The sequence below is a fragment of the Halanaerobium saccharolyticum genome (assembly GCF_003053565.1).
Classification (GTDB): Bacteria; Bacillota; Halanaerobiia; order Halanaerobiales; family Halanaerobiaceae; genus Halanaerobium; species Halanaerobium saccharolyticum_B.
In genome coordinates this window covers 1-23828 of sequence record NZ_QAXS01000006.1, presented here as the reverse complement: position 1 = coordinate 23828, position 23828 = coordinate 1, and the positions used below count along the sequence as shown (strand labels likewise).

General features: G+C 32.1%; 20 protein-coding genes. All 20 read left to right on the top strand.

The annotated features are described in order from the left end of the window. Positions 1–12 precede the first annotated feature (12 nt). Complete coding sequence (locus C8C76_RS03750) at positions 13–1212, top strand: AGE family epimerase/isomerase (RefSeq protein ID WP_208109014.1); 1200 nt, start codon at positions 13–15, stop codon at positions 1210–1212. 46 nt (positions 1213–1258) lie between these two features. Then, positions 1259–2461: a glycoside hydrolase family 130 protein gene (locus C8C76_RS03745; RefSeq protein WP_108138785.1), complete on the top strand. Its 1203-nt coding sequence runs from the start codon at positions 1259–1261 to the stop codon at positions 2459–2461. 154 nt (positions 2462–2615) lie between these two features. Continuing rightward, positions 2616–3602 (top strand): glycoside hydrolase family 130 protein, encoded by a 987-nt coding sequence (locus tag C8C76_RS03740; RefSeq protein ID WP_108138783.1) that lies wholly within the window; start codon positions 2616–2618, stop codon positions 3600–3602. Positions 3603–3663: 61 nt separating this feature from the next. Further along, the gene (locus C8C76_RS03735; protein WP_108138781.1) at positions 3664–5355 is read left to right on the top strand and encodes a glycosyl hydrolase; all 1692 of its coding nucleotides are present in this window, start codon (positions 3664–3666) and stop codon (positions 5353–5355) included. A 203-nt stretch (positions 5356–5558) separates the two neighbouring features. Next, a complete protein-coding gene (locus C8C76_RS03730) occupies positions 5559–7112 on the top strand; it encodes a hypothetical protein (protein ID WP_108138779.1) in 1554 nt (517 codons plus the stop codon). A 69-nt stretch (positions 7113–7181) separates the two neighbouring features. After that, positions 7182–8099: an ABC transporter permease gene (locus C8C76_RS03725; RefSeq protein WP_108138777.1), complete on the top strand. Its 918-nt coding sequence runs from the start codon at positions 7182–7184 to the stop codon at positions 8097–8099. An 11-nt stretch (positions 8100–8110) separates the two neighbouring features. Beyond that, a complete protein-coding gene (locus C8C76_RS03720; protein WP_219909360.1) occupies positions 8111–8977 on the top strand; it encodes a carbohydrate ABC transporter permease in 867 nt (288 codons plus the stop codon). Positions 8978–9066: 89 nt separating this feature from the next. Continuing rightward, positions 9067–9810, top strand: coding sequence for a response regulator transcription factor (locus C8C76_RS03715; RefSeq protein WP_108138772.1), 744 nt, complete (start codon positions 9067–9069; stop codon positions 9808–9810). Between the two features lie 20 nt (positions 9811–9830). Then, positions 9831–12056: an alpha-galactosidase gene (locus C8C76_RS03710; RefSeq protein WP_108138770.1), complete on the top strand. Its 2226-nt coding sequence runs from the start codon at positions 9831–9833 to the stop codon at positions 12054–12056. 21 nt (positions 12057–12077) lie between these two features. Continuing rightward, positions 12078–13814, top strand: a complete 1737-nt coding sequence (locus tag C8C76_RS03705; RefSeq protein WP_146161853.1) for a sensor histidine kinase — start codon at positions 12078–12080, stop codon at positions 13812–13814. A gap of 53 nt (positions 13815–13867) precedes the next feature. Further along, positions 13868–14461 carry a YesL family protein gene (locus C8C76_RS03700; RefSeq protein ID WP_108138766.1) on the top strand — a complete coding sequence of 198 codons (594 nt, stop codon included), beginning with the start codon at positions 13868–13870 and terminating at the stop codon, positions 14459–14461. A gap of 207 nt (positions 14462–14668) precedes the next feature. After that, positions 14669–15634: an acetylxylan esterase gene (locus tag C8C76_RS03695; RefSeq protein ID WP_108138764.1), complete on the top strand. Its 966-nt coding sequence runs from the start codon at positions 14669–14671 to the stop codon at positions 15632–15634. Positions 15635–15671: 37 nt separating this feature from the next. Beyond that, positions 15672–17429, top strand: coding sequence for an ABC transporter ATP-binding protein (locus C8C76_RS03690; protein WP_108138762.1), 1758 nt, complete (start codon positions 15672–15674; stop codon positions 17427–17429). Then, a complete protein-coding gene (locus tag C8C76_RS03685; protein WP_108138760.1) occupies positions 17430–19208 on the top strand; it encodes an ABC transporter ATP-binding protein in 1779 nt (592 codons plus the stop codon). It begins immediately after the preceding gene. 144 nt (positions 19209–19352) lie between these two features. Further along, positions 19353–19478, top strand: a complete 126-nt coding sequence (locus C8C76_RS15330) for a hypothetical protein (protein WP_255417006.1) — start codon at positions 19353–19355, stop codon at positions 19476–19478. A 212-nt stretch (positions 19479–19690) separates the two neighbouring features. Continuing rightward, positions 19691–20674, top strand: a complete 984-nt coding sequence (locus tag C8C76_RS03680) for an aldo/keto reductase (RefSeq protein WP_108138758.1) — start codon at positions 19691–19693, stop codon at positions 20672–20674. Positions 20675–20885: 211 nt separating this feature from the next. Beyond that, positions 20886–22004, top strand: a complete 1119-nt coding sequence (locus C8C76_RS03675) for a hypothetical protein (RefSeq protein ID WP_108138756.1) — start codon at positions 20886–20888, stop codon at positions 22002–22004. 149 nt (positions 22005–22153) lie between these two features. Next, on the top strand, positions 22154–22282 hold the full coding sequence (locus C8C76_RS15325) for a hypothetical protein (protein WP_258222416.1): 129 nt from the start codon (positions 22154–22156) through the stop codon (positions 22280–22282). Positions 22283–22688: 406 nt separating this feature from the next. Beyond that, complete coding sequence (deoD, locus tag C8C76_RS03670) at positions 22689–23390, top strand: purine-nucleoside phosphorylase (protein ID WP_108138754.1); 702 nt, start codon at positions 22689–22691, stop codon at positions 23388–23390. 124 nt (positions 23391–23514) lie between these two features. Then, a complete protein-coding gene (locus C8C76_RS03665) occupies positions 23515–23766 on the top strand; it encodes a hypothetical protein (RefSeq protein ID WP_181248140.1) in 252 nt (83 codons plus the stop codon). Positions 23767–23828 lie beyond the last annotated feature (62 nt).

Sequence of the window (23828 nt, the reverse complement as noted above, 5' to 3'; positions counted from 1 at the left end):
GGGATGATAATTATGCAAAAAAAGCTTCAATTAAAATTTCTCGATTCATTAATTAAAGAAAAAGAAAAATTATTAAATTTCTGGCTTGAAAACTCGATTGATCAGAAAAATGGAGGTTTTTATGGAGAGTTAAAAGTTAATAATCAACCGGTACCTGCAGCTAATAAAGCTCTTATTTTAAACAGCCGTATTCTTTGGAGTTTTAGCAATGCTTATCGGGAAGATAAAAATATTAAATACAAAAAAATGGCAGACAGAGCCTATAATTATCTGCTAGATAATTTTGAAGATAAAAAAAGAGGTGGTTTTTATTGGTTGCTTGATCAAAATGGTCAAGCTCTTCAAACAAAGAAGCAAATATATGGACAGGCTTTTTGTATCTATGCTTTTAGCGAATATTTTCGCGCTTTCAAAAAAGAGGCAGCAATTAATAAAGCAATTGAGATTTTTTCTTTAATTGAAGATAAAAGCTATGATTCAGAATATGGTGGTTATTTTGAAGCTTATAGCAAAGACTGGTCACCAGTAAATGATATGAGCCTAAGTGAAAAAGATATGAATGTTGCTAAATCAATGAACACTCATCTTCATATTTTAGAAGCTTATACCAACCTCTATCGAGTCTGGCCTGATAAAAAATTAGAGGCTAGATTGGAAGAATTAATTAAAGTAATGATTAATAAAATTGTTGATTCAAATAATTACCAATTCAAACTTTTTTTTGATCAAGACTGGAGTTCTAAGTCTGATATAATCTCATATGGTCATGATATAGAGGGCAGCTGGTTGATTTTTGAGGCAGCAGAAGTGCTTGGAAATAAAGCTCTAATCGATAAAACTGGTGTTTATGCTAAAAAAATGGCTGCTGTGGTTTTAAAAGAAGGAATAAATCAAGATGGAAGTGTTATTTATGAAAAAGAAGCTCAAAAAATTGACAGTGATCGACACTGGTGGCCCCAGGCTGAAGCGGTAGTAGGATTCATCAATGCTTATCAATTAAGTGGTTCTGAAAAATATCTGGAAGCAGCCTTAAAAAATTGGGACTATATATTAAACAATCTTATCGATCACCAAAAAGGAGGCTGGTATTGGTTGGTTGATCATCAGGGAGTGGCTTCAGATAAAGCCAAAATTAACCCTTGGAAATCACCTTACCATAATAGCCGTGCCTGTTATGAAGCTATTAATAGAATTAAAACAATTAGAAAATAACTAATTTTGTTAAATCACTAATATAATAAAAATTGAGGTGGGAAAAATGGAATTAATGAAAAAATTAACTAAAGATGAATTTCAGACAAGACTGCGTTTATTGGAAAGAGAGAGAAGAAATATAGTTGAAAAAGAAAATGAAAGGATTGAGCCAGGAAATGGTATTTTTTATCGTTATAAATATCCAGTCTTAACTGCAGAGCATACTCCGATTTACTGGCGTTATGATTTAGATTATGAAAGCAATCCCTATTTAATGGAAAGACAGGGGATTAACGCAACATTTAATCCTGGTGCCATTAAATTAAATGGCAAATATTATTTAATGGTCAGAACTGAGGGAAATGACCGCAAATCATTTTTTTCGATAGTAGAAAGTGATAATGGAATTGATAATTTTGAGTTTTGGGATTATCCGGTTGAGATTCCAGAAACCAAAAGACCAGATATTAATGTTTATGATATGAGGTTGGTTAAACACGAAGATGGCTGGATTTATGGTATTTTCTGTACTGAGCGAAAAGATCCTGAAGCAGATGCTGGAAATACCACTGCTGCAGAAGCTCAAGCTGGTATAGTCAGAACAAAAGATTTAAAGGAATGGGAAAGACTGCCTGACTTAAAAACTCCCTCAGCTCAGCAGAGAAATGTTGTTTTACATCCAGAATTTGTAGATGGTAAATATGCATTTTATACTCGTCCTCAGGACGGATTTATCAGTACTGGCTCCGGCGGTGGAATTGGTTGGGGGCTGGCTGATGATATTGAAAATCCAGTAATTAATAAAGAAGAAATTATTGATCAAAGATTTTATCATACTATAAAAGAAGCAAAAAATGGCCAGGGTGATGCTCCAATAAAAACTGATGAAGGTTGGCTGCATATTGCCCATGGTGTTCGTAATACAGCTGCCGGACTGCGTTATGTAATTTACGCTTTTATGACAGATTTAGATGATCCTACTAAGGTGATTTATAATCCTGGTGGTTATTTAATTGCTCCCCATGGAGAAGAAAGGGTTGGAGATGTCTCAAATGTAGTTTTTGTTAATGGAGTAATCAGAGAAGATAATGGTAGAGTTTTAATTTACTATGCTTCCTCTGATACCCGAATCCATGTGGCAGAGACTTCTGTAAATCGTCTGCTTGATTATGCAAAAAACACCCCGGAAGACAAACTTCGCTCTGCAGCTTCTGTTAAGACAAGAAAAGAATTAATTGAAAAAAATCTAAAAATAATGAATAGCTAAGAAGTTTAAGCTTACAGGTCTTTTTGGCCTGTTAGTTTTTTGAGATATAACTGAGTAAATTACAAAAAAATCTGAATTATATTCATGTTCAAATTGATAGTTTTATAATATTATTAATTTACAGAATTAAAACAAATTGAAGGAGTGTTAATTTATGAGTGAAGAAATCAAAATTTATGGAGAAAGCCTGCCAAATATTCCCTGGGAGGAAAAACCTGCGAATTGTGACAATGTAGTTTGGCGTTCAAAGAAAAACCCAATAATTCCGCGTGATGCGACTCCAAATTCTAATAGTATTTTTAATAGTGCTGTTGTTCCATACAAAGAGGGTTTTGCTGGTGTCTTTAGAGTTGATGATAAGGCAAGAAATATGAATATTCATGCTGGCAAAAGTAAAGATGGAATTAATTGGGACATTGAGCCAGAACCGATAGAATTTGACTATGATAAAGACGAAATTGGTAAGTCAGAATATAAATATGATCCAAGAGTGGTAGCAATGGATGGGAAATATTATGTAATGTGGTGTAATGGTTATCATGGCCCAACAATTGGACTGGGATACACTGAAGATTTCAAGAACTTTACTCAGATGGAGAATTCTTTTTTACCTTTCAATAGAAATGGGGTTTTGTTTCCGAGAAAAATAAATGATAAATATGTTATGCTAAGCCGTCCCAGTGATAATGGCCATACACCTTTTGGTGATATCTTTTTAAGCCAGAGTAATAATTTAGTGCACTGGGGAGAACATAGATATGTAATGGGAAGCAAAGGTGGTTGGCAGAGTACAAAAATAGGACCAGGGCCAGCTCCAATCGAAACATCAGAAGGATGGCTTTTAATTTATCATGGTGTTTTAAATTCTTGTAATGGTTTTGTCTACAGCATGGGTGCTGCCTTATTAGATTTAGAAAAACCATGGCAGGTAAAATATAGAACTGAACCTTATTTACTTTCCCCACAAGAAGATTATGAATGTGTTGGAGATGTACCTAATGTTGCTTTCCCTTGTGCAACTTTACATGATCCTGATACTGGTAGAATGGCAATTTATTATGGTGGAGCAGACACAGTAGTTGCTCTTGCTTATACTAAAATAGATGAACTGGTAGAATTTATTAAGAATAATTCACTTTAGAATAATATGATATTTAGTGTTCAAGATTATAAAAATCTCAAACATAAGAAAGGAATAGCTAATGGATAAATTAACTATTATTTCTCTTATCTTATTGATTATGTTTTTTAGTACGTCAGTTATTGCAGTTGAGCCAACAAAAATTATTAGAACTGAACCTATCAATTCGGAAGCGAGTAAAGAAGTTCGTGCAGTACTTAATTATCTTCATACTATTAATGGAGATAAAATGCTCTCAGGACAAATGGAGTCTACTTGGGTGGATGGACCTAATTATGAACTGGAATATATTAATAAACACACAGGTAAGCAGCCAGCTATTAGAGGCCTAGATTTTATTCATGAAAAAGATAATCAAAATGTTGTTAATAGAGCAATTGAGTGGTGGCAAAAAGGTGGAATCCCGACAATTATGTGGCACTGGGGAGCACCAACGATTGGAGAAGGTTATGAAAATAGCAAAAAAGAAATTAACATTGATCAAGTTTTAACAGAAGGAACAAAAGAATATAAAGCAATGATTTCAGATTTAGATAGAATTGCTAATTATTTAAAACAATTAAAAAATGCTAATGTTCCTATAATCTGGCGCCCAATGCATGAGCATAATGGTAGTTGGTTCTGGTGGAGTAAAGGAGGACCAGAGAAGTTTAATAAACTATGGAGATTTATGTATAATTATTTTACTGAAGAAAAAGGCTTAAATAATCTTATCTGGTTTTTAGGTTTTGCAGGTAATGCTGATAAAGATTGGTATCCTGGAGATAAATATGTAGATCTAAGTGGTGCTGACACTTACAATGTTGATTCTAAACCACAGAAAAAAATGTATAACTCCGTTCGAGATGTAGTAGGATTAGGAGAGCCGGTAGCTTATCATGAATGTGGAGTAATGCCTGATCCAGAATTGTCAAAAAAAGATAATATTGATTGGATTTGGTTTATGACCTGGCATTCTGATTGGCTTATAGATAATAATTCAATAGAACATCTAAAAAAAGTATATAATAGTGAATATGTAATAACCTTATCTGAACTACCAAATATTATGGATTATTATATTACTGAAAAGGTAGAAACAAAAATTGCTAAAATTTATACAATGGCAAAAGGAAATGGTAAAATTAAGAGTAGTACTAATAATACAACAGTAGATAAAAGAACTGAAGTCTGCTTTGAGGCAGTTGCAAATAAAGGTTTTGAATTTACTAAATGGTCAGGAAATATTAGTGGTCAACAGAATCCCATTAAAATAAATGCAAATGATGATATTAAAATAATTGCTCACTTTAAAGCGGCTGCAAATACCAATCTGCTAAGTAATGGAGATTTTTCTGATGGCTTAACTGGTTGGAGTAGCTATATTTTTGAAAATGAGGGAGCAAAAGCTGAACTGAAAACAGATAAGGGAAAAGCTAAAATTAATATTCAAAATCCTGGTAAAGAAAAGTATCATGTTCAATTAATTCATTCTAATATAAAATTAGAAAAGGGTATTAAGTATAACCTAACTTTTGACATTTATTCAGATTCTGAGCGAAAATTATTTGTGAAAGTTGGAGAGCAGGGTGGAGATTATTTAATGTATTTTGGTGATGATTCAATTGAGATTAGCCATAATAAAAAGACAATTAAAAGAACTTTTACTATGGAGGAAGCAGATGATCCTGATGCTCGTATTGAATTTAATGTTGGATTAGAAAAACCAAATGTTTATATTGATAATGTTAGTTTAAAACGGGTAGAAAATTAAGAATACTAAATGGCAGAGTGTAATAGCTCTGCTTTTTTTAGAAAAAATCTGAGTTTATTACAAAATCATTTGAGATTATTACATTTTTATTTGAAATTTTCTGATATATAATTATATTAAGTTAAATAACAGGCAAGATTATAAGTTTATAAGTAATCATAAATAGCTTACCGGTAGCTAAACTAAACTCAGGAGGAAAAAAAGTGAAGAAAAAAATTGTTTTATTATTAGTTTCACTATTATTAGTGTCTTTTATGTCAACTGCTGTGATGGCTCAGGACGAGAATTATGAAAAAGAGTATACTTATGTAATTAATACAATGAATGTAGATTCTCTACTTGAAGACCCTCGTTTGGATTTAATTAAAGAAAAGTTTAATGTTGATTTTGAATTTAGACCAGTAAACTGGGGAAATTGGGATGAAAAGGTTAGAATTTGGACTGCTTCTGGTGATATGCCAGATGTTATGTGGACTGATTTACAGAATAAATTTACTGAGTATGTCAATTGGGCAAGTCAGGGAGCATATAAACCTATTCCAAAATTTGGTGATAAATATCCTAATTTACAGGCAATCAGAGATAAATTAAAATCAGACGATTATTGGGAGATAAATGGAGAATTATATGCAATGCCAGTACCAATGGGAACGGTAGATTGGAGAGATCCTTTGGTAGATACTTTTAACTTTATCTATCGAGTTGATTGGGCTAAAGAGGTTGGTCTTTTTAACAAAGATCACGAGTATAGCTGGGATGAAATGGTAGAGATGGCTGAAGCTTTTATAGAAAAAAACCCTGGTGAAAACAGAAAAACTATTGGTATAGGTGGTATTGGTTGGGCTTGGCCCTGGTTTGCAGGTTTAAGACAAACTCATCAAATGAATACTTATACTGTTAAAGATGGAGAGTATGTATGGGCGCCTGCTCAACCAGAATTTCTTGCTGGAATAAAAGAAACAAAAAAGTTATATGATCAAGGAATAATTTGGGAAGATCAGCCGATTGCTAACAATGATGCTGCTAAGAATAAATTCATTGCTGGAGAATTAGGAATATATTTTGATAACATTAGTGTTGGAGATTATTCTGGAATAATGAATTCTATTACTGCAGCCGATAAAAATGTAGAACTTGCCGACGTTTCCCCTATGTTTGTTACGAGTCCAAAAGGCAATTATTTTGCAGAGGAAATTTTAGATCACTGGAGTGCAACAATATATAATCCTGAGATGTCTGATGCTAAACTTGCTAGATGGTTAGAAATTGAAAATTATATGGCTGGAAAAAAAGGACAGCGACTTTCTACTTTAGGTATTGAAGGTAAAGATTATCAAATAGACGAAAACGGTGAAGTTGAAATACTCTGGGAAAAAGATGAAGACGGAAATTTAATTAATCCCTATGATACAGGAGTAAGATTTTTTCAATTAACCACAATGCATGATGAATTTGACTTAAATAATCCTAATTTAGCTGATAAAATTAAAAATGATGTAAAAAGTATATTAAGAAGAAAATTAGAAGATGATGTTTATGTGAAACCTCAACCATATGAAGTAACCTGGTTTGCTGGAGATGATTATACCAGATATAATTCTAGATTAGGAGACACGATGGCTGAAGTTAGTGATGTAATTGTATCAACAAATAGCATGGAAGAATTAGAAAATAAATGGCAAGAATATATTGATTCTAAAAGAGACACTGTTGATATAATTTTAGAAGAATTAAATCAAGAATTATTAAAAGAATAAGATTCTTTAGTCCAGGAGTTATAACTCCTGGACTACAAATCATTAACTAATATTGAGGGTGAAATTTTTATGAAAGCTAAAATTAATAATTTACTTAGTAGTATTTTTGAACATAAATATATTTATCTAATGTTAGTTCCAGGTTTAGCTTTTTTATTAGTATTCAAATATTTTCCGATGTATGGAATACAACTTGCATTTAAAAGGTATATGTTAAATGAGGGGATAACAGGCAGTCCCTGGATTGGTTTAGAAAATTTTCTGTATATTTGGAGTGAGCCAGCATTTTGGCGAGCTTTTAAAAATACCATTGTCATTTCTTTAATGAAATTAGGTTTAGGATTTCCTATAGGTATAATTTTGGCTTTATTAATTAATGAACTGAAGATGAAAAAATATAGAAGATTCTTGCAGACTATTTATACTTTTCCCCATTTTCTATCCTGGGTAATTGTATCTGGTATAATATTTAACTTTCTGGGTAATACTGGTGCTTTAAATAGTCTTTTAGAAAATTTAGGTTTAGGACAGATTAATTTTTTAATGAATAAAGGAATTTTTAGATATTTACTGGTTTATTCAGAGGTATGGAAGGAAGCTGGCTGGAGTACAATTTTATATTTAGCTGCGATTGCAGGTATTGATCCTACTTTATATGAAGCAGCGACTGTTGATGGAGCAAATCGCTGGCATAAAATTAAATATATTACCTGGCCGGGAATCCAGAATATAGTTGTGATAATGTTCATCATGACAGTCGGTAGTATTATGGTGGCGGGTTTTAATCAGGTATTTAATCTTTATAATGAAGTAGTCTATGATGTAGGAGATATTATTTCTACATATGTTTATCGGATATCTTTTCAGCAGGCACCAGACTATGGTGTAAGTACAGCAGTCGGATTATTTAATGGTGTAGTAAACTTTATGCTTTTAATGATTGCTAATACTGTAGCTAAAAAGTTTGGTAAATCAGGTATTATATAGGAGTTGATATGATGACTAAGAGAAAATTTACAGTGGTAGATATAATAATATTGATATTATTGACGATTTTTGGGCTTGCTGTTTTATATCCATTTTATAATGCTATTTTAGTTTCTTTAGTTCCTCAACATGTATATGCTGAAAGTCCTTTTATGCTCTGGCCAGATGAAATTACATTGGATGCATATAAACAGGTTTTTAATGATCAGACGCTTATTAATGGTATGAAAACAACAGTAATAGTAACATTTCTTGGAACGGTATATAATATGTTAATAACAATTTTAACTTCATATGCTTTAACAAAAGATATACCTGGACGTAAGTTTATTAATTATCTAATTTTGTTTACAATGTTTTTTTCAGGAGGTTTAATACCATATTATTTATTAATTAAAAATTTGGGTCTAATAAATAATATTTTAGTAATGGTATTACCAATGGGTTTTAATATTATGTATATGATTGTATTACGGAGTTTCTTTAATGATATACCAGATGCTTTAGAAGAATCAGCAAAAATTGATGGAGCAAATGATTTTATAATTTTGTTTAAAATAATTTTACCTCTTTCTTTACCAATTCTTGCAACATTATCTTTATATTATGGAGTAAATCGCTGGAATGAATGGTATCATGGTATGTTATTTATTACTAGTCCAGATATAATGCCTTTACAGCTTGTTTTAAGGAATATTGTTCAAGATGCGAGTAAATTTCTTCAGGGAAATACAGCTGCAATGGCAAATGTTGAAACTTTCTCAGAAGGAATACAAATGGCCAGTGTTGTAACTACAATGTTTCCGATAATGATGCTTTATCCATTTCTGCAGCGTTATTTTTTATCAGGTTTAACTTTAGGGGCTGTAAAAAGCTAGTTATATCATATATAATTTTAATGATGGATGCAGATATTTATTATTTGTATCCATTTTTCCTGCTTATTTAATCGAAAAAGGGGGTAAAAATGTATCAGGTTGTAGTTGTTGATGACGAATGGTGGATATTACAGGGAATATTAAAAACTTTTAATTTCAAGCAAATGGGGTTTAATGTATCTATGTCAAGTACTGATCCCAAAGAAGTGTTAAGATATTTAAAAAACAATAAAGTTGATGCAGTTTTTACTGATATTAAAATGCCAGAGTATTCTGGCATTGATTTAATAAAAGAAAGCAGAAAAATAGACTGCCGTTGTGAATTTGTAATAATTAGTGGCTATGCAGAATTTTCTTATGCCCAGGAAGCAATTAGAGAAGGTGCATTTGATTACTGTCTCAAACCAATTAAACAAGAAAAAGCTGATTCTATATTAAATTCACTTAATAATAAATTAAATAAAAGAAATAATAAAACATCCAAAAAAGAAAATATTGAATTTAAAAAAATTGATAATCCAGAATTTAAAAAAATGTTGAGATATATTAATAAAAATTTCAAAGAAACACTTTATTTGAAAAACTTATCACAAAAATTTGGTTTTAACTCAAATTATGTTTGTCATTTGTTTAATAAATACTTAGACAAAAGTTTTTCAGAATATTTAACAGATTTACGAATGGAAAAAGCGGAAGAATTATTAAAAAAAGAAAAATTGAGTATAAAAGAAATAGCTGCTCGAAGTGGATATAATGATTATTATTATTTTAATAAGGTTTTTAAAAAATGTCATGATTTAACAGCTTCTGAGTTTAGAAAAAAATTAAAATAACAAAATAAGGAGAGAATAAAATGCCAATTAAATTTGATCAACAGAATAAAATTTTTCATTTATATAACGATAAATTCTCATATATTATTCAGGTAGCAAAAACCGGACATCTGCTGCACTTATACTGGGGTAAAAAAGTTAATCCTGATCTTGATTATACGCATTTATTAAGAAAAGAAACAAGAGATGAAAACTTAAAAGGGGAAGCAGAGAATGAATTTTTACTCGATAATATACCCCAGGAATATCCTGCCTATGGACATTCCGACTTTAGACAGCCTGCCTATCAGGTTGAGCTGGCAGATGGAAGTAGAGTTAGTAATTTAAAATATAATGGACATCAAATAAAAACTGGTAAAGATCAATTAAAGGGATTACCGGCAACATATGTAGAAGCTGATAAAGAAGCAGATAGTTTAATTATTAATCTTTTTGATGAGGTGGCAGAATTAAAGGTTGAGTTAGTCTATAGTATTTATAATGAATATAATGCTATAACACGTTCGGCTAAATTTATTAACCAGTCAGATAAGAAGATTGAACTAAAAAGAGCATTTAGTATGTCTGTAGATTTTGCAGACTCTAATTTTGATTTAATTACAACTTCCGGAAGTTGGAGTAGAGAAAATCATATTAAGAGAAGATCTTTAATATCTGGAATGCAGTCGGTAGAAAGTACAAGAGGTGCCAGTAGTGCACAGCATAACCCATTTATGATGCTGGCCCGAAAAAATACTGATGAAAATCAGGGAGAGGTTTATGGATTTTCTTTTGTTTACAGTGGTAACTTTTTTGCTGGAGTTCAGGTTAATACTTTTGATAAAGCCAGGGCCTTAATGGGAATAAATCATTTTGATTTCAACTGGCTTTTAAAAAGTGAAGAAAGTTTCCAAACTCCAGAAGTAGTAATGAGTTATAGTGATTCTGGTTTAAATGATTTATCACAGATTTATCATAAGTTATATCGAGAAAGATTGGTTAGAGGGAAGTTTCGAGATAAAGAAAGACCAGTTTTAATAAATAATTGGGAAGCTACTTACTTTGATTTTAATGAAGATAAAATTCTTGAAATTGCTAAAACTGCTGCTGATTTAGATCTTGAATTATTTGTACTGGATGATGGTTGGTTTGGAAATAGAAATGATGATACAACTTCACTTGGTGACTGGTTTGTTGATCAGGCAAAGTTACCTAATGGACTTGCACCCTTAGCTGAAAAAATTAATAATTTAGGTTTAAAATTTGGCCTCTGGTTTGAACCAGAAATGATATCTCCTGCAAGTAAACTTTATCAAGAATATCCTGATTGGTGTATTCATGTAGAAAGTAGAACTAGAACTTTAGCCAGAACTCAGCTTGTTTTAGATTTGAGTCGAAAAGAAGTGAGAGAAAAAATTTTAGAAATGTTAACAAATATCTTAAGTAGTGCCAATATTGCTTATGTAAAATGGGATATGAATAGAAATATGACTGAAATTGGATCAGCTAAATTAGACTCAGAACGCCAGCAAGAACTGGCTCATCGTTATATTTTAGGACTATATGAAATTCTAGAAGAACTTAGAAATAGATTTCCAGAAATTTTATTTGAAAGCTGTGCCAGTGGTGGAGGCCGTTTTGACCCAGGAATGCTTTATTATATGCCTCAGACCTGGACAAGTGATAATACAGATGCTGTAGAAAGATTAAAAATTCAATATGGCACCAGTTTCATTTACCCATTGTCGTCAATTGGAGCTCATGTATCTGCAGTACCAAATCATCAACTTGCTAGAGTTACACCTTTGAAAACAAGGGCTGAAACTGCTTTTTTTGGTAATTTTGGTTATGAACTTGATCTCAGTGATTTATCTAAAAAAGAAAAGAAACAGGTCAAAGAACAGGTTAAATTTTATAAAAATAAGAGAGACTTAATTCAGCAGGGTGAATTTTATCGTTTGCTGAGTCCATTTTCAAATAGTGGAGATACAGCCTGGATGGTTATTTCTGAAAATAAAGATCAGGCTTTAGTTGGTTATTACAAAGTACTGGCAGAACCAAATGCCCCCTTTAGACGTTTAAAACTTAAGGGTTTAGATTCTAATGCGATCTATCAGATAAATAACAATGGTAAATTGTATGGTGGAGATGAATTAATGTATATCGGTATAGATCTACCAAAACAGTTTAATGGTGCTCAACCTGATGGGACAGTTTTTAAAGGAGATTTTCAGTCAAAAATATGGGAGTTAAAAAAAATTAAATAGTAAAATTGATTGAGAAAGGAGGTGAAAAATATTATAAAACAAATGACTTTAAAGAGAAAAATATTTAGCTTGATTGCTGTAGCTGTTTTCTTCATCATATCTTTTCAAACAGTAAGTTATTTGAGTATCCAAAATGTGATAGAAAATAGAGCCAAAGATTATTCTCAATCCACAATCTTTCAAACTAAAACAGCTGTCGAACAGACTTTAGATAAAGTGGAAAATAGAACACAAAAATTTGCTTATAATACTTATCTAATTGATTTTTTAAAAGCAGACACTATTGAAGAAAAAATTAAGGTTCATCCATATGTAGAAAATGTTATAAATAATCTTTTGGAAAACAATACCGAATTTAGAGCTGCTGCTTTAGTAAAAGAAAATAACTGGAGAAATTTTTATGGAGATTTAGATTATTTTATTTACCAAAAAGTTGTCAATGATTTAGGGGAGAAATTTAATAATTTGACAAGAGGCCAGTTTGAGATTATAGAACATAAAGGGGAAATTATTCATTTTTATTTATACCCAATTTTTGATTTACATAGCAGTTCAAATGAAAATAATAAACTGGGAACTGCTGTTATTAGAATTGACTCTAATAATATTAAAAAAAGCATTAGAGATATTTCTGCTAATCAATATACGACTTTTTTTATTGCAGATGAAAATGATAGATTTATTACTTCCAGTTTAAAAAGTAATTTAATTGATAATAGTAAAGCTTTTGAAAACTATAATCGGAATTCAGAATATATTGTTCAAAATGAAAGAATAAAATTTGCTAACTGGAGAATCTATGGCTTTACTTCTCGTAATAAAGTTGCGGAAGATTTAAAGCAATTTCCATTGATGATTATTTTTAGTAGTCTAACCTTTGTTATTTTACTTCTAGGGATTGGTTTTATCCTTAACCAAAATATAACTAAACCCGTTATTAAAATTGCTAAAAGTATGGATCTAATTGGAGAAAATAAAGCTAATCAAAGAATAAATTTAGATATCAATGGAGAATTAGGAATTATTGTAGAAGATGCTAATAATATGCTAAAAAAAATTGAAAACTTAAAAAAACATGAAATTGAAATGCAAACACAAATTTATGAAACAAAAATTTCTAGGCATAAAGCTGAATTATCTGCTCTGCAAAGTCAGATTAACCCCCATTTTTTATATAACACTTTAGAATGCATGCGTAGTATAGGTGCGGTTTATGAAAGTCAAGAAATAATGAATATTTCAACTGCTATGGCTGATATTTTTAGATACAGTATTAAATCAAATAGATTTGTCAAAGTAAAAGAAGAAATTGAAATTATAGAAAGTTATTTAAGAATAATGAAGCTCAGATTTCCTGAAAGAATTGACTACGAAATAGATATCAAAAAACAGATAAAAAATAAGAAAATAATAAAAATGTTATTACAACCAATTGTCGAAAATGCTTTTTATCACGGGCTTGAATCTAAAACTGATGGTGGTAAAATTGTGATTAAAGCAGAAATTAAAGATAAAAATATTATATTCTTAATTTCAGACAATGGTAAAGGTATTAAGGAAGAAAAATTAAATTTATTAAATGATAGTTTAAATAGAGTTTTAAAAATTGAAATTGAAGACTTTAAAAAACATGGGATTGGAATTTTAAATATTAATAAAAGAATAAAACTTAATTATGGAGAAGAATATGGTTTAAAATTAGATAGTAAAATTGATCAAGGAACAGAAGTAGAAATTATTATTCCTGTAGAGAAATAAAGATCTAAAAAAAGCATTAAAGAGATAAAATGAATTTATAGAGGTGAGAGAAAATGGGCATATTTAATATTAATGGTCCAATTTATAAAATATCAAAAATTATCTATAATTTATTAGTTTTAAATATTTTTTGGTTTGTTTTTTCAATTGCAATAATAACAATAGGGCCTGCAACTATAGCCTTGTTTTTTGTAAGCGGAAAAATAATAAGGGGAGAGAGCTATAAATTAGTCAGTGATTTTTGGAAAAGTTTTAAAATGAATTTTAAGCAGGGAATTATTATTTTCTCTGTATTTGCGTTAGCTTTTTATTTGATTTTAGTAAATATTAGAAGTGTAAATATGCTTTCATTAAATAGATTTTTACTTCCAGTGCAATATTTTATTTTATTTGAACTTATGGCTGGAAGTATTATTATTTACCCGCTTTTAGCGAGATATCATCTAAGTATTCTAAGAAGCTTTAAAATGGCTTTTTTTATTGCAAATAGGCATTTAGTTACAACAATTTTATGTCTTGGTGTTTTACCGGCTTTATATTATTTAATATACTGGAAGCCAATTTTCTTGTTTTTTATAATGGGAATTTATGTGTTTTGGATTAACTTTCTTTTAAAAGATATATTTAATCGATATCATAATAGATAAATTCTAGTAAATAACAGGTCAATCTTGGACCTGTTATTTATTGTTTTTAAAAAAATTAAATTAATTTTAAAATAGACTTGCAACTTTAATTTTAAAGTGATAACTTAAGAGATAAGAATTAATTTAATAATTAAATAAAGTAAATAAAAATTTTGAAGAAATATTTAGTAGTTATTAAATCATTTTAACAATTGTTAAAAAGGAGAGATGCAGATGCTTTTCGAAATGTCATTAAAAGAAATGAAGGAATATAAAGGTTCCAGTCCAAAAGCTGATGATTTTGATCAGTACTGGGACAGGGCTCTGGCGGAAATGAAGTCAGTTGATCCAGAAATTGAAATTAATGCTTCAGCTTTTCAGACTGAATTTGCTGAGTGTTATGATCTATACTTTACCGGGGTTGATGATGCCCGGATCCATGTTAAATACATAAAACCAAAAAATATTAAAACAAAACAGCCAGCAGTAATCGAATTTCACGGTTATGGCTGTAAAATTGAAGACTGGTCAGATAAGCTGCAGTTTGCTGCTCGCGGTTATTCTTACTTTGGAATGGACTGTCGGGGTCAGAATGCAGGTTATTCTGAAGACCGCGGGGGAGTTAAGGGAAATACCCGCAATGGTCATATTATTAGAGGGCTTGCAGATGATGCTGAAAAACTTTATTATCGCAATGTCTTTTTAGATGCTGCACAGCTGGCTGGAATTGTGATGGAAATGGATAATATTGATCAAAAGAGGGTCGGAGTCTTTGGTTATTCTCAGGGAGGAGCTCTAACAGTTGCCTGTGCAGCTTTAGAACCACGAATCAAAAAAGCGGCTCCAGTTTATCCATTTTTAAGTGATTACAGGCGGGTAAGCCAGCTTGATATTGATGCCAGCGCCTATGCTGAAATCAAAGATTTTTTTAGAAAATATGATCCCCTACATATTAAAGAAAAGGAGATTTATAGAAAATTATCTTATATAGATATTCAAAATCTCGCAGATAGGATAAAGGCTGAAGTTTTAATGACTACTGCAGTTGCAGATCCAGTCTGTCCACCTTCAACTCAATTTGCTGTTTATAATAAAATAACATCTAAAAAAGAGATGCTAATTTATCCTGATTATGGACATGAAGATCTGCCGGGTTTAAGAGACAGACACTACAGATTTTTTAATGACTTATAAATAAAAACAAGCTTTAATCTGTTAGGAGAGATAAAGAATGGCTGAATTAAAAAAACTCTGGAATTATGTGCGCAATTATAAATTGTACCTTATTGTCGGCTTAATATTTATAATTTTTAATGTGCTGCTTTCAATGATTCCAGGTTATCTAAACAGAAGAATAATCGATGATGTAATTACCGCTGGAAAAATGGAACTTCTTTTTGGCTTTTTAGTTGCTTATATCATCGCCAATTTACTGAGAGCGACAGTGATTATGGTCCACCGCTATTACACGGAAAGTCTTTCTCAAAATATACTGCGAGATTTAAAACAGGATCTTTATGATCATCTGCAGAAACTTTCATTTAATTTTTTCAATCATAACCGAACTGGAGAATTAATGTCCCGGATGACAGGTGATATGGAAGCAGTTAGAATGCTATTTGCAGAGGGAATGTTTCATTTTGTCAGATCTATTTTTTATATAGTTTTTGTAATGGCTGTTTTGATTCCCGAAAGTCTAAAACTATCTCTTGTTTCACTGGCTTTAAGTCCTTTGATTGGATTTTTTGCTTACCGTCTGGGAGTAAGGATCAAGCCAGTTTTCAGACAGGTTAGGCGCCAGTACTCTGATTTGAACTCAACTGTCCAGGAAAATATATCGGGGATTAGAATTGTTAAAGCCTTTCATCAGCAGTGTTATGAGATGGAAAAATTTGATGAAGAAAATAATGATTATTTTACTAAAAATTATAATGCCGCCAAAATCTGGTCAAAATATTTTCCAATAATGGAATTTTTGGGCGGAATGAGTACAGTTCTGCTTTTATTTTATGGTGGCCGCCTGGTAATTCAGGGAGAAATCACTCTTGGAATCTGGATGCAGTTTAACTCCTACCTCTGGATGTTAATTATGCCGATGCGGATGATCGGACATATTGTTAATATGTTTTCCCGGACCAGTGCATCTGCTGAGAGAATTTTTAATGTTTTAGAAACTGAGCCAGAAATCAAGAATAAAGAGAATGCAATTACTGTTGAGCGGCTGCAGGGAGAGGTTGAATTTAGAAATGTATCCTTAAGCTATGATGAAGAAGATATCTTAAAAAATATTTCTTTTCACGCTTCCCCTGGCGAAACTGTTGCAATTATGGGAGCAACCGGAAGTGGAAAATCATCTCTGATTAACTTAATTCCCCGCTATTATGAAGCAACAGAGGGAGAAGTTTTAATTGATGGAGTTGATAACAGGGATTATGATCTGCAGAATTTGAGATCACAGGTTTCTATCGTAATGCAGGATGTATTTTTATTTTCGGAGTCAATCGCCAATAACATCTCCTACGGACAGCCGGGTCTTGATCTGGAAAAAATTAAAAGGGCTGCCTCAATCAGCAGTGCCAGAGAATTTATTGAAGAAATGGAAGGTGGATTTGAGGAAGTTATTGGAGAAAGAGGAATGGGACTTTCAGGTGGTCAGAAGCAGAGAGTTTCAATGGCCAGAGCAATTGTGGAAGAAAGTCCAATCTTAATTCTAGATGATGCAACTTCTGCAGTCGACATGGAGACTGAACATCAGATTCAGCAGGCACTGGAGGGGATGGAGCAGCGAAGCACCTTATTTTTAATTGCTCACCGAATCTCTTCAGTTAGAAATGCAGATCAGATTTTAATTTTAGATCATGGAGAAATTATAGAACGAGGGACTCACGAAGAATTAATTAATAATAAAGGTCACTATTATACAATGTTTAAGGAGCAGTACAAAGAAGTAATTGGCGAAGAAGAAATTGAAGAAAGGTGGGTGAATTAAATGGCCTATAATCGTTATTTTGAAGATGAGGAAATGGAAAATCTTGATCCCAATAATATAAAAAGAGTCCTTGCTTATTTAAAACCATATAAATATAAGGTTGCATTCTCACTATTTTTAATGGCCATGGCCGCCTTTGCAGATCTTTTAGGACCTTATTTAACTAAAGTTGCAATTGATAATTACATTACTGCCGGTGATTTTCGGGGGCTGACAATGATCAGTCTGCTTTTTATGGGGCTGCTGGCAGTAAACGGCTTTGCTGTTAGGTTTCGTGTTTTAATTATGAGTAAGGTTGGACATAAGGTTGTCCGCAATATCAGGCAGGATCTCTTTCAGCATATCCAGAAACTATCTTTCAGTTATTTTGATTCTATCCCGGCCGGTAAAATTATTGTGCGGGTAATGAATAATGTCAATTCACTGCAGAATCTACTGGAAAATGGTTTAATTAACATCATTACTGATACATTTCGCTTTCTGGCAATTTTAGTTATCATGCTTAATCTGGATCTGCGTTTAACTCTGATTTCAATCACTGTAATGCCACTCTTGATTTTTATAATCTTTTTACTGAAAAAGAAGATTAGAGTTGGCTGGCGCCGGGTACAGAAAAAGCGCTCCAACATGAATGCCTATATCCATGAGAGCCTGACTGGAATGCAGATTACTCAGGCCTTTGTGAGAGAAGATAAGAACAGTAATATTTTTAAAGACCTCCAGGATGATTATGTAAGCAACTGGATGAAGACAGTTATGATGTCCCACGGAATTTTTCCGGTCGTACTTTTAATTAATACCACCAGTGTTATTATCATGTATTTAGTTGGTATTAGAGATTTAAATGCCGGTCTGGTTACAATAGGTACTCTGATAGCGCTGCTCCAGTATATCTGGCGTTTATGGCAGCCGATTATTAATATCAGCAACTTTTACAATCAGATTTTAGTTGCTAACTCAGCAGCCGAAAGAATTTTTGATGTGCTGGATACTGATCCGGAGATAGTTGATCTACCGGGAGCAGAAAAAATGCCGGAAATTGACGGTAAGGTTGAATTTAATAATGTAAGCTTTAGTTATGAAGAAGATGGAGAAACTGTTTTAAAAGATATGAATTTTGAGGTTCAGCCTGGAGAAACAATTGCCTTTGTGGGAGCAACTGGAGCCGGTAAAAGTACTATCATTAATTTAATGACCCGCTTTTATGACATTGATCAGGGAAGTATTTTAATAGATGATATTGATATTCAAGGAGTAAAAGTAGCTTCTTTAAGAAAACAGATTGGAGTCATGATGCAGGACACCTTTATTTTCTCCGGCTCAATTGCGGATAATATTCGTTATGGAAATCTTGAAGCAACCCGAGAAGATATAGAAGGAGCAGCCAGGATGGTATATGCTGATGGTTTTATTAGAGAAATGGAAAATGGCTATGATACTGAAGTCAATGAGCGCGGATCCCGACTTTCTGTTGGTCAGCGGCAGCTGATCTCATTTGCCAGAACAATTCTCTCAGATCCAAAGATTCTGATTCTGGATGAGGCTACTTCAAGTATCGATACTCAGACGGAAATCTTAATTCAAAAGGCAACTCAGGCAGTATTAAAAGGAAGAACATCATTTGTAATTGCTCACCGCCTCTCAACCATCCGCAATGCTGATCGAATAATGGTCCTTGAGGATGGAGAAATTATAGAGACAGGCAGTCACGAAGAATTAATGGCCCGAAAAGGCCACTACCATGATCTCTACATGGCTCAATATAACCGGGTAATTTAATTATTCCTGTAAAACAAAATACAATTTAAGGGAAATCAGTAATTATTCTTGACAGTCAGAAATATATCTGTATAATAACATTATAAGAATTATAAGAAAATCACTAATAATTAATAATAAGCTAATAAGAAAGGGTGATTGATAATGTTTAAAAGAGTAATCAGATTTTTTGACGAGGTAAGTTCTGAGGGGCAGAGAATAGAAAATAACCTCAGAGAGGTCAAAGAACAATATCGCAACGAAAACACAAGCAGTTATATGCAGTTTTAGGAAATAAGCTTATAATGAATAAAGCAGTTAAATATAATAATTTTAATCAGACTTAAGGAACACTTCCTTCTAGATAAAGGGGTGTTCTTTTTTTGTTTTTCAGTACATTTAATTCTTTAAATATAGGGGAATAAATGGTATAATAAATTCAGATAATTTAAAAGTTAAAATAACTTTTTTCAATTAGATTAAATTTCAAGGAGGTAGTATTAATGAAGTATAGAAAATTAGGAAAAACAGGTTATGAAGTTTCGGAAGTTTCTTTTGGTGGCTGGGCAATCGGTGGTACCTGGGGAGATGTAGAAGATGAGCAGTCACTGGCCGCTTTAAGAGAGGCTGTGGATCAGGGGATAAACTTTTTTGACACAGCAGATGTTTACGGAGATGGCCGCAGTGAGCGTCTAATGGCTAAATTAAGAGAAGAAACTGATGAGGAGATACATATAGCTACCAAGGCAGGTAGAAGACTAGATCCGCACACCGCTGAAGGCTATAATAAGGAAAACTTAAATAAATTTGTGGACCGCAGTCTTAAAAATCTGGATGTAGAGACTATAGATCTGCTGCAGCTTCACTGTCCACCAACTGAAGTTTATGATCAGGAAGAGGTATTTGAGGCTTTAGAAGAGATGGTTGAAGCCGGTAAAATTAAAAATTATGGTGTCAGCGTAGAGAAGGTAGAAGAGGCGATGAAAGCTTTAGAATACGAAAATGTTGCCACAGTACAGATTATCTTTAATATGTTCAGACACAAACCTGCGGATGAATTTTTTGCTAAGGCAAAGGAAAAAGGGGTAGGAATTATCTGTAGAGTACCGCTTGCAAGTGGTCTTTTAACCGGTAAATTCTCTAAGGATTCAACTTTTGCTGAAAATGATCACCGCAACTTTAACCGTGATGGAGAGGCCTTTGACAAGGGAGAAACCTTCTCCGGGGTAGATTTTGAGCTCGGCTTAAAGGCTGTTGATGAACTGGGAAAAATTAAACCAGAAGGTTTAACTATGGCCCAGTTTGCTCTCAAGTGGATTTTAATGCATGATGCAGTTAGCTGTGTAATTCCTGGTGGTAAAAAGCCATGGCAGGTAAAAGATAATGCAGCAGCTTCTGAAGCTGACGATCTCTCCGATGAAGTAATGGAAAGAGTAGATGAAATTTATGACGAGTATATCAGAGATAGTGTCCACCACCTCTGGTAAAAAAATTGATAAAATAAATAAAGAGTAATTAATAGAGTCTCAATAGCAGCTGATAGATTTCAGTGCTGTTGAGGCTCTTTTTTTGTTTATTTAAAATTAAAATACGACATTTTTATATATTTTTTGACAATTTTAGTGAAATTTTTAATAAATAGTGGTATAATAAATTATAATTTTTTATTTTAAATATTTTATAACAGGGGGAATACATATGATGATCAAAAGAAAAATCTGGGGATTTGTCTTTGTTGTGCTGGCTTTGATGATTATTTTAAGCGGCTGTGAGAGTGGAAGTAGTGGAGAATTAAGTGATGTCAAAGATGTGCGCATATTTGCTGGAAGTGTTGGACCTGGGGACTTTATCAATATTGAAGTAAATGTCACAGATGGTTATTTGGATTATGAGGTAAAAGCTCTTACTAACCCTTCAGTAATTGTGGAACAAGATAGAATAGGATTTTCCAAACCAGGATCTGATTTTTATGTAATGGATAATGATGACCGATTTCTAATGTTGGGTGATGAAGTTTTAATTGCTACAGATAAAGCTGTGGATGAAGATACAGGAGAAGAAATTATCACAGCCCTAAAAGAAATGGATTCAAATGAAGCTAATCAAATTAGTGGAAAATATAATATTATAACTTCTTTAGAAGGAGCACCAGGTATTGTTGATTTTCAATCAGGTGGAATTGTGGAAATCAAAATAGATTTAGATGGAAATGGATCTTATTCAGAAGATGAAGAATCATTTACTGCTGATTATAGTTATAAAGATGATTATAAAGCTTTAGAAATGATAGAAAACAATAATGGATTATTTAAGCATTACGGTGTTTTCTTAGATGGGGATATCGGAATATTTGACTCCTATGTAGAAAATGATAGTGGTTCTCTGGAAGGTGATGGGATGTCTATTTTAGTTAAGCAGAATCTTGATTCGCAATTATCTGATTTTGCTGGGACTTATAATTTTATAGATGTCGATGGTTATAATGGTGAAATAAGTATTTCAATTAATAATGATAACACTATTGACCTCACTTTTTTAACTGATGATGATTCAGGAACAGAAAGAGTTGGTCCAGTTTCTAATTTTGATGAAAATACTAATCCTGGTTTATGGAGTTTTAGAACAGACATGAGTGGTAATGGATCTGAAGAATTATGGACAATGATGCTCTTTGAAAAAGTTGGGAAAGAAATCTTAATAGTAGGTGTTACAGAAGATGGTGGAACTATAAATGAAGCTGAAGATAAATATGATGGGCTTTTCGGATGGGATGGCGACGAATCTCATGGTGGAATGATTATTGGAGTTAAGCAATAATTAACGTAAAAGTCTGTAAATTTAGACTTTAATAAAACCCTTGACAGGAGATTTAAAAGCTGTATAATGTAATTAAGATAAGAAAAATATAAGTAAATCACTTATAATTGATTAACAACAATAAGACTATAAGAAAGGGTGATTTGATAATGTTGAATTCTTTATTCACATTCATTAAAGCAAGTAATAGTGAGGGTAGAAGAATCGAGAGCAATATTCGCTCAGTTAAAGAAAAACAGCTCAAACATGATTCTTGTGCTCACTTAAATCAGTACTAAAGACTGTTTCATTAAAAGCAAATAACTTTTAAAAATATAAGACAATCAGATTATAACTAATATAACTTTATAAGAAAGGATGATTGCATATGTTTAATAGCATGTTCAAATTCATGAAAGAGGCTAAACTTGAATCTAATGAGAATCAAGCAAAGCTTAATGCTTTTAAAAACTTAGGTAACTACTAAGCAAATTATAAGAGCCGATCAGGCTAAAATATAACTAAAGTAATAACAATAACTAAAACTAATAAGCAAATAATTATATAACCCTTAAATATATAATGATAATTAAAGCCACCCTTCCCCGGGGTGGTTTTTCGTTTTTGTAGTGCAGTTTTTTGTCATTTTAAGCTAAATATATTATAATAATATGTAGAACTGAAAATATATAGGAGGTTATACTTATGAGTGTACATATTGGTGCAAAAAAAGGCGAAATTGCAGAAACAATTCTGCTGCCTGGAGATCCACTGAGAGCTAAATTTATTGCAGAAAACTATTTAGAAGATGTAAAACAATATAATGATGTTAGAGGAATGTATGGATTTACAGGAACTTATAAGGGCAAAAGAGTCTCCACCCAGGGAACAGGTATGGGAATGCCCTCACTTTCAATTTATGTTAACGAATTAATTAGAGATTATGGAGTGAAAAATCTGATTAGGGTTGGTTCCTGTGGCTCTTTTAATGAAGAAGCCAAAGTAAGAGATGTAATCCTGGCGAAAGCAGCCTGCAGTAATTCCAACTTAAATAGGATGCGTTTTGATGGTAAGGATTTTGCAGCAGCAGCCAGCTTCAAACTTTTATCAAAGGCCTATCAGGTAGCTGAAGAAAAAGGTACAGATGTTAAAGTAGGTACCATTTTAAGTTCAGATGCTTTTTATAATGATGACAAGGAAGCCTGGAAAAAGTGGAAAGAATATGGAGTTTTAGGTGTAGAGATGGAATCAGCTGAGCTATTTACTCTGGCAGCTAAGTATGGAGTAGATGCATTAAGTATTTTAACAGTTAGTGATTCATTAGTAACTGGAGAGGAAACTACTTCTGAAGAAAGAGAAAAGACCTTTACTGATATGATGGAGATTGCACTTGAGTTAGCTGAATAAATTAATTTAAATAACTATATCAATGATAAATTAGGGCTGCTAATTTAGTTAGGAGCTCTAATTTTTCTTTTTGCTTATTTTATTTAAAAAATTCAAAAAACTAAGTTTTGCAAGGAGAAAAATGATGCAGTTAGATATTAATCTTGATTTAAAGGCAAAACAGGAATTGGTAATGACCCCAAAACTGCAAATGGCAGTTAAAATATTACAATATAACAGTGTAGAATTAGAAGAATTTATTAATGAACAGGCAAAAGAAAATCCTTTATTAGAAATAATGGAAAATATAGAGGCTGGCTATAATAATTCTAGCTACAGTGGAATAAAAAAAGAAGCTATAAATGGCTCTTTGACAAATGTTGTGAAATCTAAATAGCACCGTTTGAATCAAGTTATCTCTTTAATTTTTTGAATTGCTCTTAAATACTTAGCAATGAT